General features: G+C 62.1%; 12 protein-coding genes. 5 read left to right on the forward strand and 7 right to left on the reverse strand.

The window, feature by feature from the left end:
* The first annotated feature begins 12 nt into the window (after positions 1-12).
* Positions 13-3,165 carry an efflux RND transporter permease subunit gene (locus tag USDA257_RS07025; protein ID WP_014762213.1) on the forward strand — a complete coding sequence of 1,051 codons (3,153 nt, stop codon included), beginning with the start codon at positions 13-15 and terminating at the stop codon, positions 3,163-3,165.
* Positions 3,166-3,380: 215 nt separating this feature from the next.
* Here the strand turns inward: USDA257_RS07025 and USDA257_RS07030 are convergent, their stop codons facing one another.
* Positions 3,381-3,827, reverse strand: a complete 447-nt coding sequence (locus tag USDA257_RS07030) for a helix-turn-helix domain-containing protein (RefSeq protein ID WP_014762214.1) — start codon at positions 3,825-3,827, stop codon at positions 3,381-3,383.
* Positions 3,828-4,558: 731 nt separating this feature from the next.
* On the opposite strand from USDA257_RS07030, the gene USDA257_RS07035 reads away from it, so the two are divergent.
* The 4 genes from USDA257_RS07035 (at position 4,559) to USDA257_RS07050 (ending at position 8,281) form a co-directional block, all read left to right on the forward strand.
* Complete coding sequence (locus USDA257_RS07035) at positions 4,559-5,575, forward strand: AraC family transcriptional regulator (protein WP_014762215.1); 1,017 nt, start codon at positions 4,559-4,561, stop codon at positions 5,573-5,575.
* A gap of 189 nt (positions 5,576-5,764) precedes the next feature.
* Complete coding sequence (locus USDA257_RS07040; protein ID WP_014762216.1) at positions 5,765-7,186, forward strand: TadE/TadG family type IV pilus assembly protein; 1,422 nt, start codon at positions 5,765-5,767, stop codon at positions 7,184-7,186.
* Entirely contained in the window at positions 7,183-7,713 is a 531-nt protein-coding gene (locus USDA257_RS07045) for a TadE/TadG family type IV pilus assembly protein (protein WP_014762217.1), read from the forward strand. The genes USDA257_RS07040 and USDA257_RS07045 overlap by 4 nt, the downstream gene beginning before the upstream one ends.
* Before the next feature lie 10 nt (positions 7,714-7,723).
* Entirely contained in the window at positions 7,724-8,281 is a 558-nt protein-coding gene (locus tag USDA257_RS07050) for a TadE/TadG family type IV pilus assembly protein (protein ID WP_014762218.1), read from the forward strand.
* A 477-nt stretch (positions 8,282-8,758) separates the two neighbouring features.
* On the opposite strand, the gene USDA257_RS07055 is transcribed toward USDA257_RS07050, so the two are convergent.
* From USDA257_RS07055 to USDA257_RS07080, 6 genes are all read right to left on the reverse strand, one after another.
* Positions 8,759-10,570, reverse strand: coding sequence for a methyl-accepting chemotaxis protein (locus USDA257_RS07055; protein WP_014762219.1), 1,812 nt, complete (start codon positions 10,568-10,570; stop codon positions 8,759-8,761).
* A 320-nt stretch (positions 10,571-10,890) separates the two neighbouring features.
* Positions 10,891-11,913, reverse strand: a complete 1,023-nt coding sequence (locus USDA257_RS07060) for a capsular polysaccharide export protein, LipB/KpsS family (RefSeq protein WP_014762220.1) — start codon at positions 11,911-11,913, stop codon at positions 10,891-10,893.
* A gap of 137 nt (positions 11,914-12,050) precedes the next feature.
* Complete coding sequence (locus tag USDA257_RS07065) at positions 12,051-14,225, reverse strand: hypothetical protein (protein ID WP_014762221.1); 2,175 nt, start codon at positions 14,223-14,225, stop codon at positions 12,051-12,053.
* A 2-nt stretch (positions 14,226-14,227) separates the two neighbouring features.
* Positions 14,228-15,226, reverse strand: a complete 999-nt coding sequence (locus USDA257_RS07070; RefSeq protein WP_014762222.1) for a glycosyltransferase family 2 protein — start codon at positions 15,224-15,226, stop codon at positions 14,228-14,230.
* A gap of 59 nt (positions 15,227-15,285) precedes the next feature.
* Positions 15,286-15,684, reverse strand: a complete 399-nt coding sequence (locus tag USDA257_RS07075) for a VanZ family protein (RefSeq protein ID WP_041413976.1) — start codon at positions 15,682-15,684, stop codon at positions 15,286-15,288.
* A 47-nt stretch (positions 15,685-15,731) separates the two neighbouring features.
* On the reverse strand, positions 15,732-17,081 hold the full coding sequence (locus USDA257_RS07080) for a glycosyltransferase family 4 protein (RefSeq protein ID WP_014762224.1): 1,350 nt from the start codon (positions 17,079-17,081) through the stop codon (positions 15,732-15,734).
* Positions 17,082-17,176 lie beyond the last annotated feature (95 nt).

Consider the following 17,176-nt stretch of genomic DNA (forward strand, 5'->3'; position numbering starts at 1 on the left):
GGAAATACGCCGATGCAAGCCTCCACCGGGGAGAAGAAACCGTTCAATCTGTCGCGCTGGGCGATCGGTCATCCGAGCATCGCGCGTTTCCTGTTCGGGCTGATCATTATCACCGGCGCGCTCGGTCTCGTTCGCATGGGGCAGCGCGAAGATCCGGAATTCACCTTCCGCACCATGGTCGTGCAGGCCGTCTGGCCCGGCGCCTCGATCCAGGAGATGCAGGACCAGGTCGTCAACAAGATCGAGCGCAAGCTGCAGGAAACGCCGCATCTCGATTTCGTCCGCTCCTACACGCGCGCCGGCAGCGCCATCATCACCGTTCAGATCGAGGGCGATACGAACGCCGACGACGTTGCCGATGCCTTTTACCAGGTGCGCAAGAAAGTGGGGGACATTGCCAACGAACTGCCGGACGGCGTACTCGGTCCGTATTTCAACGACGAGTTCGGCGATACCTTCATCACGCTCCACGCGATCAGCGGCGATGGCTACAGCTATCCCGAACTGAAGCGTTTCGCGACCGAGGGCCGCGACATGCTCCTGACGACGACGGGTGTCGAGAAGGTCGTCATCCTCGGCGACCAGCCGCAGAAGATCTATATCGATGTTTCCTCCAAGCTGCTCGCCGCCCGCGGGCTGACGCTCAATGACCTGCGCAACGCCGTCGCCGGCCAGAACAATGTCGATCCGGCCGGTACCGTCGAGACGGGCCCCCGCTCGGTTCGCATCTCCGTCGACGGCGATGTCAGGCGTGCCGAGGATATCCGCGAACTGAGGCTGCGCGCCGGCAATGAGACGATCCGGCTTGCCGACATCGCGACCGTCACCGCCGGTCTTGAAGACCCCTATTCGCGCAAATTCCGCTTCAACGGCCACGACAGCGTTCAGATCGGCGTCGTGATGGCCAAGGGACACAAGGTTACCGACGTTGGCAAGGCGGTGGAGGCGACCTACGAGCGCTTCGAGTCCGCCCTTCCCTACGGCGTCTCGGTCGAACAGATCTCCAACCAGCCGGAGGTGGTGACCGAGGCGATCAGCGAATTCAGCCACGCGCTCGTCGAGGCATTGATCATCGTGCTCGTCGTCTCCTTCCTGTCGATCGGCTGGCGCTCTGGTCTGGTGATCGCCATCGCCATCCCGCTGGTGCTCGCCGCCACCTTCGCGATCATGTACGAGCTCGGCATCGACCTGCAGCGCATCTCGCTCGGGGCACTGATCATCGCGCTTGGCCTGCTCGTCGACGACGCGATGATCGTTGTGGAAATGATGGAGCGGAAGCTCGAGGAAGGGCTGGTGAAAATCGAGGCGGCGAGCTTTGCCTATTCCTCCACCGCCTTTCCGATGCTGACGGGCACGCTGATCACCACGGCCGGCTTCATTCCTGTCGGCTTCGCCGAATCGACCGCCGGCGAATATGTCCGTTCTCTCTTCTACGTCGTCGGCATCGCGCTCGTCGTGTCATGGTTCGTGGCCGTCTATTTCACTCCCTGGCTCGGCTACATGATCCTGAAGCAGCGCCACCACGCCGGCACCCACCACGATGCGTTCGACACCCGCTTCTACCGGCGCCTCAGGGCGACCGTCGGCTGGGCGGTGCGCCACCGCGTCATCGTGCTCGTGATGACGCTCGCAACCTTCATGGCGAGCCTCTGGGCGTTCCAGTTCATTCCGAAGAACTTCTTCCCGCAGTCCTCGCGGCCGGAGATTCTGGTCGATCTCTGGCTCCCGGAGGGCACGAGCATCGAGGAAGTCGAAAGGCAGGCCAAGGCGCTCGAGGCGCGCATGATGGGCGACGAGGACAAGCGCTTCATCGCCACCTATATCGGCGAAGGCATACCGCGCTTCTTCCTGCCGCTCGACCAGCAGCTCCGCAATCCCAACTTCGCGCAACTCCTCGTGATGGCGAAGGACGAGACGGCCCGCGAAAGGCTGATCGTCAAGTTGCGGACGATCCTTGCCGCAGATTTTCCGTCGATCCGCGCCAAGGTCGACCGCCTCTTCCTTGGCCCTCCGACCGGCTGGCCAGTGCAGATCCGGGTGATGGGGCCGGATCGCCAGGAGGTGCGCCGCATCGCCGATCAGGTGAAGACGAAGTTCCGCGAGAATCCGCTGCTCGGCGCGATCCATGACGACTGGCTGGAGCCCGTGCCGGCGATGAAGCTGGTGATCGACCAGGACCGCGCCCGCGCCCTCGGCGTCACCTCGCAGCGCATCCGCCAGATGCTGCAGGCGGCGATGTCCGGCGCTCCGCTCGACGATTTCCGCGATGGCGAAGAGACTGTCTCGATCGTAGCGCGAGAGCCGGACGGCAATCGCCAGCTGCTTTCGGCCGTCAACTCGGTCTATGTGCCGACGGATTTCGGCAGCTTCGTGCCTGTGTCGCAGGTTGCCAAGGTGGTTCCGGTCATGGAGCAGGGTATCGAATGGCGACGCGATCGCTTGCCGACCATCACCGTGCGCGCAACGCTGCCGGACGGCATCCAGCCGAACGACGTGACCCAGCAGATCTACAACGAATTGCAGGGTCTCAGGGACGGTCTTTCTCCCAGCTACATGGTCGAGATCCAGGGCGGGGCAGAAGACAGTGCCGAGAGCCAGGCGTCGATCGCAGCAAAGGCGCCGATCATGCTGCTCGTCATCGTCATCCTGCTGATGGCGCAGCTCCAGCACTTCGGCAAGTCGATGCTGGTGCTCGCAACCGGGCCGCTCGGCATCATCGGTGCGGCTGCGGCCTTGCTCATCAGCGGCGCCCCGTTCGGCTTCGTCGCCATCCTCGGCGTCATCGCGCTGCTCGGCATCATCATCCGCAACTCGATCATCCTCGTCGACCAGATCGACCAGGACATTGCGGCGGGGATGGAGCGCTCCGAGGCGATCATCGGCGCTGCGGTACGGCGCTTCCGGCCGATCGTGCTGACGGCGCTGACCGCCGTGCTCGCGCTGATCCCGATCTCGCGCGGCGTGTTCTGGGGACCGCTTGCCTATGCGATGATGGGCGGCATCCTCGTTGCGACCGTGCTGACGATCCTGGTGCTGCCGGCCGGCTACGCACTGTTCTTCGGCAAGGAGCCCAAGGCGCGCGAACCGGAGGGCGAGGCCGCCGAGCCGCGGCAGGAGGCGGCCGAGGATCGCGCCGCCTACCCCGCACCTATTGCCGCCGAATGACCTGTACTGTCATCGGCTCCGCGGCGCTTGGAGCGGGATGAGGAAACGTGTGCGCGGTTTTCCGCCCGCATTCCGCACCAACGTCTACTGCATGTCTTCTCAATCGGCGACGATTTAGAAGACATGCAGTAGGATCGAAAAGCCTGACTTGCGGCGCGCATCTTCGATCGCGCCTTGAAGCCGGACAAAGTGCAATCGGCCGCAGCCGGTGGCCCTTACTCTTCGAAGGCCATTGCCGGGGTCGGTGCGGCGTCCGTGGCGACCAAGGCCTTGACGAGCGCCACGATCTTGCGCCGGACCTGCGGGTCGCTGAGCCGGGCAAAGGCGCGATTGAGTGCCACGCCCTCCTCGGTGGCAAGGAACTGCAGCATCTCATCGCTGGAGGTCACCGCGGCATTCTGCTCCGAGCCATTCAAGCTTTCGGGACCGCCTTCGAAGAAATAGGACACCGAAACGCTCAGGACCTCGGCGGCACGCTGGAGACGGCTCGCACCGACGCGGTTCAGGCCCTTTTCGTATTTCTGCACCTGCTGGAAACTGACGTCGAGCGCCTCGCCGAGCTTTGTTTGACTCCAATCCAAAGCCAATCGGCGCAAGCGGATGCGATTGCCTACATGGATGTCGATCGCACGGGGTTCTTTCTTGTTCGGTCTGGCCTGCATTCGTTCTTGTTCCCACCTTTTTGCGGCGTTGCGTTCAATGACGCAAGTGCCGTGATTTCCCCGCACGACACCACGCTCAGTAGAAGCCAGCGCCGCCGGGAGTAGTTTTCAACTTAAATTCACGACTTCCTTGAATATGTCGGACGGCTTACAAAAGACATATGGAAACAAGCTCTCCAGTATCCGCATAGCGCATGGCCTATCCCGAAGACGACGCTTTCCGTCTGCGAGGATTAGTTCGCTGGTCGCCATCGATGCTCTCTGCACAGGCATGAACATTGCGGCTCGCCGATTGGCCAGCCAAAGTGAGTCGGCTCGGCTGCGCTATCAGTCGCCCGCCACGGTCCGCGACGCCGCTGCTTGGATCGCTACGATGCTACGGTTGATTTTGAACTTTACGAACTTGGCCGAAAACGGTCGATCGATGGTGCACGCTGGCGCGGCCGGCGGAATCTTGCACGCCCTTCACGTTCGAGTACCCGCAACCTGTGAGCGAAAAGTTCTCCTCCTGGGCGACGCGCTCAGCAATTCTTGCGAAATCCGGCTTCGTTTTTCGTTTTTTGGATATCCGGCTTCATATAACCGTTTACGGCAAAGCTAATATACGCTTATTTGTACGACAATTGCGGGCGCGGAGAGCACCCTTGAAAGGGAGGTGGCGTGAACCTGATACGTGAAAATGTAACCCAAGGCGCTACCCTGCAGGGCGCCGAGGCTTTTTCGGGACTTTGATGAGGTACGTCCCTCATCGCCCGGCATTCCGCATCGTCAAAGCAGATGCCGACGAAATGTCCGAGCATTATGCAAGAACATTGTCACCCGCCAAGGTTGAACCCTTGGACGGAGTCGGTCCTATCTCGGTCGAGGACCGGCACTATTCTGCCGGGCCTTTCAGCATCTGGGCGGGCATGTGCCATTCGGGCATGAAAGTCACGTTCTCGCAGCCCTCCGACGCCTTCGTGCTCTACTTGCCGCATTCGAGCACCATGGAGATCGACGTCGGCCGCAAACGGCTTCTGTCGACCCCGGGAACCGCCATGGTCGGCAACATGGCGCAGTTCGAAAAACTGACAATCCACGAGAACCGCGGCCATATCGGCATCGCCTTCGACAAATCGGCGATGGTCGGCCAGCTCAGTCAGCTCCTCGACGCCCCCGTCCTGGGAGATATCGACCTTTGTGCGACCTTGGAAACGGGTTCGGCCATCGGCTCGCGGCTTGCCGCTCTCGGAGGCCTGCTCTGGGATTGTTTCGACGTCGCGGGCGAAGACCGTGTTTCGACGACGGCGACCACGCATCTTTTTCAGGCAGCAATGGTCATGATCCTGGAATCGCTTCCCCACAACTACAGCGCCCGACTGCACAAGCCAATGTCCCCTGCCATGCCACGAAACCTGAAACGGGCGATCGAATACATGGTTGCCAATATCGCCGAACCCATGAGCGTTGCCGATATCGCCCGGGAGGCAGGCACGAGCGTGCGCGCCTTGCAGACCGCCTTCCAGCAGTTCAAGGACACGACACCCTTGAATTTTCTGCGCCATATGCGGCTGGAGGGTGTTCGCAAAACCCTTTCCGACGATGCCAATACGCTCTCGATCGCGCAGGTGGCACGCGCCTGGGGCTTCACCCATATGGGCCGGTTTTCCGCGGTCTACCATGATGCCTTCGGCCAGACGCCGTCCGAAACGGCCAAGCTTCACAGCCGGTGCGGCATCGGCGTTCCTCCGTCACGATCAAACCGCTGATACCTATTCCGTGCCCGAACGGCGAACCTGCGCTGTCGGACGAAGGCGCTTGCACCTCCTCAGTCGTTTTGTTGCGCGATCCGGATAGCCAAGCGCCAATCGGCTAGCCAAACACGACGCTAATTTACCCCCGAATAATATTTCCCCAGCACGATCGGCACGCGAAGTAACGGAGCTGGTCACTAAAACATGCATTTCGATTTCGGCGTTTTCCGTCGGTTGATCGCCAGCCGAATGTCAACCATAGCCAGCGACAGGAGCGGCAATGTCGCCCTGACGGTCGCAGTCTGCATCATTCCGATGATCCTCGCCGTCGGCGCCGGCCTCGACTATACGCGCGCCTACAACGTCCAGAGCAGGATGCAATCGGACCTCGACGCCGCGCTGGTGGCCGCCATCAAGGAGATCGACGAATACGATGAGGACGAAATCGCCGAAAAGATCAAGGAATGGTTCGACGCCCAGTCCGAGAAGCAAGGCGCCACCTATGATCTGACGGAGATCACCGTCGACAAGAGCGGCCACACGATCACCGCCAGCGCAAGCGGAACCGTGCCGACGACGCTGATGACCTTGGCCGATATCAAGACCGTTCCGGTCGGCGTCATCAGTGCCATCGAGGGGCCGGCAACGTCCTACCTCGAAGTCTACATCGTCATCGACAAATCACCGTCGATGCTGCTGGCCGCGACAAGCAAGGACCAGGCAATGCTGCGGGCCGACAAGAATATCACCTGCGAGTTCGCCTGCCATGACACGAAGGATCCAGTGAAGAAGAACGGCTCCGTCATCGCATCGACCTACTACAACTACATTAAGAGCCTCGGTGTAAAGCTCCGAACAGACGTGGCGCTCGACGCCGTCGAAGAGGTGCTCGACATGGTCGACGCGGCGGACGAGGACCATGCGAGGATCAAGGTCGGTCTCTACAGTCTCGGCGAAACCATCACCGAGGTCCTCGAGCCGACCTATTCGACCAGCACCGCGCGGAAGAAACTTTCCGACGATGATGCCGGCCTGACGAGCGCAACCTCCACCACCTCGACCGACTTCGAGACCTCGCTCGAGGCTCTGCAGGACAAGGTCGGGAAAGGTGACGACGGCAGTTCGGCCAGCAAGCCGCTAAAACTAGTGCTTTTGCTAACAGATGGCGTCCAGTCGCATCGCAACTGGGTTATCAACGACATCCCGAAGGGCACTAAATGTATTAAGAAGAACGCCGCCGGAACGTGTATCCGACACACCTCCAACGCTGGTAAGAACTGGGGGATTGTGACGCCTCTTAACCCCGACTGGTGTGGATACCTCAAGAATGACGACGCCACAGTGGCCGTCCTCTATACGGAGTACCTCTCCATCCCCGATGATTGGGGATACAACGATACCCTTGACGACACGATGGCGAAGAGCAGGTGGACCTCCACCTGGGGCGGTACGCTGCATAGCGGCGTCAGCAGCAGCATCAGCAGGCACGACTATATCCCGATCGCGCTGCAGGACTGCGCCTCCTCTGCCGATCTCTTCATCTCCGCCGCCTCCGAAGACGAGATCACCGCCGGCCTTTCCACCCTCTTCAACCAATATCTGACTTCGGTACGGCTCACCCAATGAAGAGCCGTTCGAAGATCACCCTTTTGCGCCGGCTGCTGGGCGACCGGTCGGGCGTGGCCGCCATCGAATTCGCGCTTCTCGCGCTGCCGCTGTTCACCATCATCTTCGGCATTCTCGAATGTGCGGCGATGTTCTTCATCGACTCGGCCCTCGATGCCGCGGTTCATAAGGCCGCGCGCCTCATACGAACCGGCCAGGCGGCTGAGGGCAATATGGCGCTCACAGGCTTCAAGACGGAGGTCTGCGGCAACCTGCTCTATGTGCTCGACTGCGAAGACAAGCTGCTGGTGGCCGTCGATACGCTCACCGACACCTCCTCCTCCGGCGCGATGAAGGCGATCAACAGCACCGGCGCCGTGTCGATCACCGAAGGCTTCGAAATCGGCAAGGGCAGCGATTACGTGATGGTCCAGGCTTTCCTTCCCTGGAAGCCCGTCGTCAGCCTCTATTCGCTTTCGAGCTCGACGCTCGCGGACGGCAGCTACCTGATGGGCGCCTCCGTCCTGCTGCGCAATGAACCGTTCTGAGGATGCCCGCATGACACCAATCGCCAAGAGAACAGTCGCCCTCCTGCGGAATCGCGACGGAGCTTCCGCGATCGAATTCGCGTTCCTCTTTCCGATCATGCTGCTGCTGCTCGCCGGACTGGTCGATCTCGGGCAAGGCCTGACGGTGCACAGAAAGATTAACCAGATCGCTTCGACGAGCAGCGAGATCATCGCCATGCAAAGCAGTTGGACCGAGGCGAGCGTCGAATCGATCCTCGACGGCGTCAGCACCATCGTGCAACCCTATGATACCGACGAACTCGCGATCCTCCTTTGCGTTCTCGACATCGGCAGCAACGGCAAGGCGACCGTGAACTGGTCTGCCGCCTATGGCACGACCGCCCTCTCCTCAGGACAGGACTCGCCCGTCGAGGTGCCAGAGGAACTAAGAACGGAGGACGTGCAACTGGTGGTGACGCGTGTCCAATACAAATTGGATACGATCTTCTCCGGCCTTTTCGAAAGTTTCACGGGCGGCGGCGATTACGAATATGACCAGCACTTCTTCATCCGGCCCCGAAACGGCAACACGATCACCTACAGCTAAGCATGAGGTCGTATCGAACGACGTCGCAGAAGATTTCGCTAATCGACCGAAATTCTAGGCGCCACAATACACACGTAGACTAGCCACGGTTGCGCCCTATCTTTACCTATCCCAGGCCGAATTACACGATTTAATACACACCAAGCAACATTGCACTCTATTGTTGCTGTTTTACTATGTGTTCCACACCGACCGCAGGCTCTCCGCGCAATAATGCGTTAACCGTACACCTTCTTCGCAATGCGGATATCGATTTAAACTTCCAACTGTAGCCTAACGCCGGCCAGTCCGCTTACACTCCTTCTCGTGGGTGCAGGGCAGCCTTGGGCATGATGCCCTGGGTATCGTGCCAGCGGCTTGGCTTGCCGCTGGCACGTGCCGCTTTCGGCGGCGGGCAAAGCTTTCCGCCTCTCGCGCTTCAGCTGCAGATTGCTCGGCCCGAGTGTCTCGATTCTTTGTGGCCCGCACCCTGGCGCATCAGGCAGCGCGGCGCGCCCGCCCGCCATTCCCGTTCACCTGAAACCGTTCGGCAATTCTGTCGAGATCGAGCACCTCCTCGCTGAGCGCGCGGCAGGCGGCATTCGTCTCCTCGACCATGGCAGCGTTCTGCTGCGTGACCTGGTCCATCTGCTGCAGAGCGGCATTAATGCCATCGAGCGCGGAGGATTGTTCGTCGGCGGCGGTGACGATGGCGCCGATCAGGCCGCTTACCTGCAGCATATGGCCTTCAATGCCCGTCAGCGCCGAACCTGTCTGATTGACGAGTTCGACGCCGTCCGCAACCTCGCGGACCGAGGTTTCGATCAACGTCTTGATTTCCCTCGCCGCATTGGCCGAGCGGCTGGCAAGTTCGCGAATCTCCTGCGCGACGACCGCAAAGCCCTTGCCGGCCTCGCCCGCCCGCGCCGCCTCGACCCCTGCATTCAACGCAAGCAGGTTGGTTTGGAACGCGATCTCGTCGATGACATTGAGGATTTGCCGGATACGCGTCGAAGAACCTGCGATCCGTTCCATCGCCGCAACGGCATCGCGGACGACGGCCGCAGAGCGTTCCGCTCCGTCCTTGGCAGTCCGCATCACCAGGCTTGCTTCCCGGGCGCGTTCCAGCGAGTTGCGCACCGTCGCGGTGATCTCATCGCAGGCGGCGGCCGTCTGCTCCAGCGACACGGCTTGGTGCTCGGTGCGCTTTGCCAGATCGTCGGTGGCGCTGGCGATCTCCGACGAACCGGAACGCAGCCGGCTGGTCGCCTGGAGCACGCCGGAAATGGCTTCGGCAAGCTGCCCGACGCTGCCGTTGAATTCGCTGCGGAGCCGTTCGAATTCCGGGGCGAAACGGGCGTCGATTTGCGCCGTGAGGTCGCCGGTCGAAAGCCGCCCCAGTCCCCCGCTCAGTCGATCGATGACGGTTCGCCGCTCCTCTTCCTCGGCTGCCCGCTGTTCGCGGAGAACCCTCTCCTGCTCCTCCTGGCGGCGGCGCTCCTCCTCCGCGCGCTCACGCATGCTGCGGCGTTCGATGGCCGCCTCGCGGAAGATGGCGACGGATTTCGCCACCGCGCCAATCTCATCCGTGCGATCCGAGAAGGGCACGGCCCGGCCGTAGTCGCCCCCGGCGAGCGTCTCCATATAGGACGACATCGCCGCCAGCGGCTGGACCGCACGGCGGCGAAAGTACCAGAGGCCGGCGGCGAGCAGCGCGACCGAGATCACCGAACTTGTCGTCGCCGCCATGGACAGCTGGTCCGTTTCCACGGCTGCGGCGGCTTCCTCGCCCGCCTGGAAGGCGACAGCCATCTGCACCAGTTCGTTCACCGCAACTTCGTGATGATGGAAGCTATCCTTCAAGGCGCCCAGCGCCTGACCAACGGCGGCACCGTCATTTGCCTGAAGCGCAGGAAGGAACTGCTTTTCCATCACCTGCCAGAAGAGGTCGGCCCTGCCGAGCACCTCGGCCTCCAGCTTCCCCATCAAAGCATCGGGCGCGGATGAAGTCTTCCAATAGGCCCGCCGCTCGTCATAGGCGCGCTTCAAGGCGGTGATCTTTTCCTGATTCTTGGCGGCGAGTTCCGGACCGGAGATCGCTTCCATGGCGAGCATGTAGGATTCGACTGTGTACAAGGGCGGCGGAAGGATATCAGCGACGAGATCCTTGCCGTAGACGATCTGCGTGTAGACCGGACCGTTCACCCTCAACTTGTCGAAAGCGTATGTCTTGATGCCGATCGAGACCAATAGGCCGACCGCAATGATTCCTCCGAAGACAATCATGCCGCGTGCAATATTGAGTTTCATATGTCTGCCCCGAATACGCCTTCCCCGCAGGGAACCCTCGCCAAAAATGCAGAAAACAATCGTCCGAATGCCGAAAAACGGCGTCGGCATCTCTTGAGAACAGGTGGTCATGCATCGCCGGTTCTCGCGATGCGAAATGCCCTTTACCGCAGCAGCAATCATGCTTGCGCCACACTATTTAGTTGCACTCCATCGTTGCGGAATGGTTAAGAGCCGCGGCAGGTCCGAACTAAATCGATATTAACTGCGTGAACCGGATACTGAGGACGTCGTTTGTGTCTCCCTCAGACGCACGACGATGGGTTGGGTGCGACTGCGCTTCAGGGCCTGTCGAGCACGGCGACCAGGAGATCGATTGCCGCAAAGACATCCATCGGCTTCCAGTCTGCCGGGTTGCGGTAGCTGGGATAGAGACCGAGCACCGCAGCGGTGAGTTGGTCGGCCGTCGGTCTCGCCACGGCGCGGCGTGCCAACGCGAATTCGGCCCTTGGGCCTGCCCTATCTTCCGTCAGCCCCCATCCGGCATAAAAGGGCACCGCGTAGCAGCGCACCGGTATTCCTCTCAGCAGCGCATCGAAGCCGACCTGGCTGGAAACGGTCCAGACCTCGCCGACGACGTCGAGGATCGAGGCGACTGACACCTTGTCGGCGAGCAGAATAACGCCAGGAGTGCTGGCGGCACGCTCCGTCAGGTAACCCTTGCGATGGCCCGCCATGACGTCCGGATGGGTACGGACGACGCATTGGGCGCCGCTCGCCAGCGCGTCGTCCAGCATTCGATCGAACGAGCGGCGGCTGCCGAGTGCGCGTGACACCGAAACATCGCCGAGGACCTGATCCACCAGGAGGATCCGCCGTCGGCTGCTCGGCTCGATCGCCGGTTGGCGATGCGGCAGGTTGTTGTATTTGGAAAGCCTGTGTTCGACCATCCGCTCCCCGATGCGCTGGCCGAATGCGTCATGTCCGCCGCCTGCGGCCGCGGCGATCAACAGCTCGAGCCGCGACGCCTTGCCGCCGTCGACGGGCAATGCCAGATCGTCAGCAATGATCGAAACCGGCGCAGCTCCGTCCTTGCCGAGGCCGACCGAACGCAGGAAACCGTCCTCGAGGTGCCAGTGCGGCAGCCGCCGTGCGCGGGCGATCGCCATTGCCGTCTTTGCGGGGACACGCCCGCCCCAGGAGACGATGCCCTCGATACCGGGCGACAGCGTCGAGGCGAGCGTTTGGCCGCCGAAATAGCGCCCGAGCCATGGAAAGGCCTGACGGACGAAGAAGGTCGCACCGAGGCGGCTGCCCGGCCCTGGCCACCAGGTCTTGCCGACGCTTTCGGGCAAGCTATCCATGCTTTGCGACACCCCATGCAGCTTTCGGCCGATGCGCGTCCTTCGACCGCCCTGCCGATCCGGCACCAAAAATCAGGTTAGGCCGGGAAATGCAATCGCTAACTCGGCGCGCCTCGCCGGGAGCGTCAGTGACCAACTCAGCTGTCGTCGAGTTCCACGAGGAAATAGGTCGTCGGCCCATAGGGCGTGTCGTTCGACAGACGGAAGGTGACGGCGCCTGTGCCGCTGCGCACCGGCGGATAGACGGTACCGTCCAGGCCGACCGGCGATATCCTCCACTTGGCGGCCCCTCTCTCAAGCGCCAGATCGACATGGCCCTCGCGGATCAGCACCGGAAGTGTGCCGAAATCCTCGATCACCTTTTCCTCGCTGTCGCGGAAGATCATCCCGCTGTTCCGGGCGTCCGTTGCGAAGATCAGCAGCATACGGCGGCTTTCAGCGAGCGAGGGCTGGCGATCGATGGCCGCCAGGGCAACGAGCCCGTCTCCATCCGCCTGCTCGATGCTGAGAACGCCGAGATCGATCGGCTCGCGAAGCGAGGAGAAAGCCGCCGCCTCGGTCGCCGGCGTCGAAATCCGCAACTGCCCGGCGCGGCGATCAAGGACGATCTGCCCGGTGTCGCTCTCGTAAATGCCGCTTTGCGTGCCGGTCTTATTGTTGCGAGGCAGCGAGCGGCTATCGCGAAGAGCTGCCAGCACGTCGTCTGCACCCTGTGTACGCGGCTGCGCGACGCCGATGGCGTAGTCGTCGACACGATCCGCAGGAACGAGGCCTATGCCGCCGATCAAGGCGAGTTCGGTGAGGCGCTCGGGCTCGCGCGCCTGCATGTCCTCGCCAAGATCCTCCCCGCCGCGCACGGCAAAGCGAATGGTAATCCCGGAGGTCGCCACATCGCCGCGCCGGTATAAAAGGGCCGCCAGCGTCTCGCCGGCCCGTGCCACCGGATCGAGCGCGATCGCATAGGGAAGCATCGCCTTCTTGTGCGGATAGGGTTCGCCATAGGCAAGGACGATCGGCCCATGGCCATGCCGGCACAGCACGTCCCAGCCCTGTAGCGATGCATAGGCTGGCAGCACCAGCCCCGCCTCGTAGCGGTAGCGGTTCCAGAACAGGTGGTCGTACTCGCTTACGATGAAGGGCTTTCCGAACCAGCGCGCCGCGGCGATCATTCGCATGTAATTGGCACCGTCGGCGATGGAACTCACCTGCCGGAGAGCGCTGCCCGGCGCATAGCCGCCGACCCAGTCATGATAGGTGTTCATGGTGACCACTTCGAGATCGCGCCTGCTGAGCGCGGTCTGAAGGGTAGGCCAGTTGTTGTAGGTGCTGATCAGGCCTCTATAGCCGAGATCGCGCAGTATCTTGCTCATCCGAGCGGTCGACGCTCGCTCCAAGTCGGTGAAGAATGCCTGCAGATCACGCATGCGGGCGCTGTCGGCATAGCGATCGGGCGGAAGCCGGACCGTACCCATTTCCAGCCGTTCGTCGGCGCCAAGCTCTCCCCAAGTCTGGGCGAGTTGTCCGGTCGAGGCGTAGTGCTTCGCAAGCCACTGGTTGAAAGGCGCGGCAAGCGCCGCGTCATAAGCGGATTCGCCCGGACGGTCATGCACGACGCCGTCGAACTCGATGCCGTTTTCGTTGGCGAGGATCACCAGCGCCAACGCATCGTCGCGGATGGGCGCGACACCGGTATAGGGATTGACCCTCCCCAGGAACTTCTCCTGCAGCGTCCTCCAATGGGCGAAGGCCTCTTCATCCAGGTGCAGGCGCAACTTGAGATCGCCATTTGCATCCCAGCGGTCGTCATAACCGCCGTAGGCGCCGCGTGGCGACGAGAGCCCGTCGACGATCCAGTAGATGCCGTTGCGCTTCAGCGCCGCGAGCAGGTAGTGGATGCGGTCGAGGGTTTCCGGATCGAAGTCGAAATCCTTCTGCCGGCCGAACATCAGGCTCGCATCGGTAAAATGCAGCCGCGCTATGTTATAGCCGTGAAGCGCCAGTTGGCGCGCGTAGCGCTCCGCACCGTCATGATCGGGAAAGCCGCCTGAGGCCGGGCTCCAGGCGAGCGAAGCGCAGAGCATCCGCAGCGGCTTTTCCGGCGACTTTGCATAGGCCAGGCGCCCGCCCCCGCCCGCGACCAGGCGGTGCTCCGCGTCAATCGCGCCATTGGGCAGGAAGCTGGAAAAATCGAGGGGACTTCCCGATTGGACCTCCAGCGAGACGTCGCGGACAGGCACCCATTCGTCTGAGGCATCGGCCCGCTGCATATGTGCGCCAAGGAAGATTACCGCCGCGGCAAGCAGTAAACGCATCGTCACGCCGGATTTCCAAGGATTCTGCTCTCGATCGGTTCGTTGGGTTGGCGACGGCTTCCAAGCATCCCGACGGGCAACGCTGCCGCGTGGAAAAACCAGGCGATGACCGTGTAGAGCCCCATGCCGAGGCTACGCTTCTTGATACTCGCCAGCGCAACGACACCTGCGATCATGGCGAGGACGGCTCCGATCGCTGCAACCTTGTTCGGGAGGAAGACAACCAGGCAAACACAGAACAGCCACCAGAGATGCACGAGCCCCCAGAGCCTGAGTTCGGGCAGCTCGCGCAGGAGCTGGAGGAAATAGGGCTTGCCGAGCGAAGCACGCAAGAGCTCGCCGATGCCGTAGAGATATTTGCTCTTCCAGCGACGCACGAGCAGCCGGTAGGAGTTGACGGTGTGGCCAAAGTGCTGGACGAACCGCCGATCAAGGCGGTGAAGCCACCAGCCGGCGCTCCTTAGGCGGATGCCGAGATCGAACTCCTCATAGCCGTGCAGGTTGCGATCCGAGAGGTAACCGACATCTTCGATGGCGCCGCGCCTGTAAAGCCCGCCGCCATTCATGCGGTCGATCGACCCCGTGCGATTTTCCGGGGCGTTGCGGTGGACGCGCCGGGCAAATTCCAGGTTGGCGACGTGCATCTCCTCGACGTGGCCGGTCACGCCCGCGACAGTCGGGTTGTCGTCGAGGAAGCGGACGGCCTCGTCGAGAAAGCCGGCATCCAGCAGCATGTCGCCGTCGATGAGGCAGACGTAGTCGTGGCGGGAATATTGAAAACCGAGTTGCGGCCCGATCCCGCAGCTCGGACGCGCCGGCGGGGTGATCTGCGCGATGACAATCGGATATTGCGAGGCGATTTCGACCGTGGCGTCCGACGATCCGCTGTCGGCAAGGATGACTTCGCCCTCTTGACCCTGAAGCGCCGCCAACGCGCTCTCGATCGTTGCGGCAATACGCTTCTCTTCATTCAAGGTCTTGATAATAACGGATATCGCCAAGAAGGCCCCCAGAAAGATTGCGCCGTGTTCCGCTCGCCGCGCCCATGCCGCCAAATGCACTAAGCCGAACGTTCTACCTGCGATGGTTTGAGTTTTGGTTTATTTTGCCAGCCTCGCAAATGCCTCCAGTGGCGAGCGGCAAACAAGGCTGCACCGACACCGCACGCTGCACCGGCCATCTTGACCGCAACGTCCTCCATCCGCGCGTGGCGGTCAGCCGACAGCATCTGCAGCAATTCGAAACCGACCGCCGCTCCAAGCACCATCCCCAGAACAATTGGGAGCCGTCGCGGATAGGCGGTCACGAAGAGGAAGCCTATCAGCCCGTAGGCGCCGAACCGCTCGACGTGAACCCACGTCCCAATACGCGGCCGCATGCCGATCGGCGACAGCGTCGAATAGGCGACCAGCGCCAGCAGGAGCCATGCGAGAACCGTGGCCGCGCGCCTGATATCCATGACCCGCTGCCTGTTACTAACGGCCATCTCGCCGCATTGCGCTCGGCTCATCTTGCAAGCGCTCGATAGATCGCAAGGGTCTTTTGCGCCACACTTGCCCAACTGTGGGTCGATTCCACGTGGGCCATCTGCGAACGGACCTCGTCGTCACTGGGGGGATTTGCAATCTTTCTGGCGATCGCAGCGGCAAGGGCATCTATGTCGCCGAGCGGGAAATAGTCGGCCGCCGGCAGGCTGAGTTCGCGATTGGCGACGATGTCGCTTGCCAGGACCGGCAGGCCATGAGCCATAGCCTCCAGCAGGGCGATCGGCATGCCTTCGTGACTGGAGGGCAGGACGAACAGTGCCGCATTGGCAAAGAGTTCCGCCAGCCTGTCGCCCGATTGGAAGCCGGTCATGACCACGTCGGGCACGCTATCGGCCATCGCCCTCACCTCATCCGCATAGGGCGTCTCGAACTCCGCACTACCCGCCAGGACGAGCTTGACGCCGTTACCGCCCAGAAGTGCGAATGCCTGGACGAGATCGGTCTGGCGCTTTTCCGGAACGAGCCGCGCCGCAAGCAGAATGTAACGGCGGCGCGTGAGGCCGAACTCATCGAGTATGCCGGTTCCGGCGCGCCCCGGCGAAACAGCGACGCCGTTCGGGACGAAGGCAACCGGCACCTTGTAGCGCTCGCCCATTGTCTTCACGATTTCCTTCGAAATGGCGATCCGCCCATGCGCAAGCCGCATGCCCATGCGCTCCCCAAGCTTCAGCATGCGCTTGGCGAAGGTGCCCCATTTCTGCCGGTCATAATCATAGCCGTGATGCGTGACCACGACCCTCATGCGCAAGAGCCTCGCCAGGGGAACCAGCAAGGCGGGGCCGATCGCATGGATATGCAGGACGTCCGGCCGGCGCAGCGCGGCGAAACAGACGCCGACGAAGGTGTGGACGATGGCCTCCAGCGCCGTCAGCCGCGGGGCCCAGAGCGGGAAGACGCGAATTCCGCCCCAGGCGTAGGGCGAGGTTGTCGAAAGATAGCGCTGTCGGCCGATGACGTCGACGCTCCAGCCAAGGGCCACGAGCCTGGCGGAAAGCATCTCGACATGTTTCTCCACGCCGCCCTGCACGTCCGGTATCCCGCGCAGGCCCAGCATCATCACGCGCGGACGCGCAGCCGTATTCGCAAGGGACGGGAGAAAGCCGTCGAGCTCCTCCGGCGATAATGCCGCGCCGCCTAGGCCGGGGGATGGCCCCTCGAGCAGCGCGGTCGTCGCAGCGGTCCCAGCATGGACGGAGAGGTGCTTTTCGGGAAACCGCTCGCCGCTGCCACGTGCCGCATGGATCGACGTCGCCGAACCCCTCGTCTGCTGCGGACCGTGATCTCGCGAGACTGCAGTCTGACTGCTCATGGTTGTACCTGTCCCGAAAGTTCCCTTTGGACAGCTTTTACGGGAAGAACACTTTCGCCCGGCGTAAGAACATCGCTAAACTTTTAGGAGAGTGG

The sequence above is a fragment of the Sinorhizobium fredii USDA 257 genome, from assembly GCF_000265205.3.
Lineage (GTDB): Bacteria > Pseudomonadota > Alphaproteobacteria > Rhizobiales > Rhizobiaceae > Sinorhizobium > Sinorhizobium fredii_B.

Bases quoted from the DNA above. Each gene is read 5' to 3' on its own strand.
- USDA257_RS07025 (WP_014762213.1), top strand. From the start codon at position 13: ATGCAAGCCTCCACCGGGGAGAAGAAACCGTTCAATCTGTCGCGCTGG.
- USDA257_RS07030 (WP_014762214.1), bottom strand. From the start codon at position 3,827: ATGCAGGCCAGACCGAACAAGAAAGAACCCCGTGCGATCGACATCCAT.
- USDA257_RS07035 (WP_014762215.1), top strand. From the start codon at position 4,559: ATGAGGTACGTCCCTCATCGCCCGGCATTCCGCATCGTCAAAGCAGAT.
- USDA257_RS07040 (WP_014762216.1), top strand. From the start codon at position 5,765: ATGCATTTCGATTTCGGCGTTTTCCGTCGGTTGATCGCCAGCCGAATG.
- USDA257_RS07045 (WP_014762217.1), top strand. From the start codon at position 7,183: ATGAAGAGCCGTTCGAAGATCACCCTTTTGCGCCGGCTGCTGGGCGAC.
- USDA257_RS07050 (WP_014762218.1), top strand. From the start codon at position 7,724: ATGACACCAATCGCCAAGAGAACAGTCGCCCTCCTGCGGAATCGCGAC.
- USDA257_RS07055 (WP_014762219.1), bottom strand. From the start codon at position 10,570: ATGAAACTCAATATTGCACGCGGCATGATTGTCTTCGGAGGAATCATT.
- USDA257_RS07060 (WP_014762220.1), bottom strand. From the start codon at position 11,913: ATGGATAGCTTGCCCGAAAGCGTCGGCAAGACCTGGTGGCCAGGGCCG.
- USDA257_RS07065 (WP_014762221.1), bottom strand. From the start codon at position 14,225: ATGCGTTTACTGCTTGCCGCGGCGGTAATCTTCCTTGGCGCACATATG.
- USDA257_RS07075 (WP_041413976.1), bottom strand. From the start codon at position 15,684: ATGGATATCAGGCGCGCGGCCACGGTTCTCGCATGGCTCCTGCTGGCG.
- USDA257_RS07080 (WP_014762224.1), bottom strand. From the start codon at position 17,081: ATGAGCAGTCAGACTGCAGTCTCGCGAGATCACGGTCCGCAGCAGACG.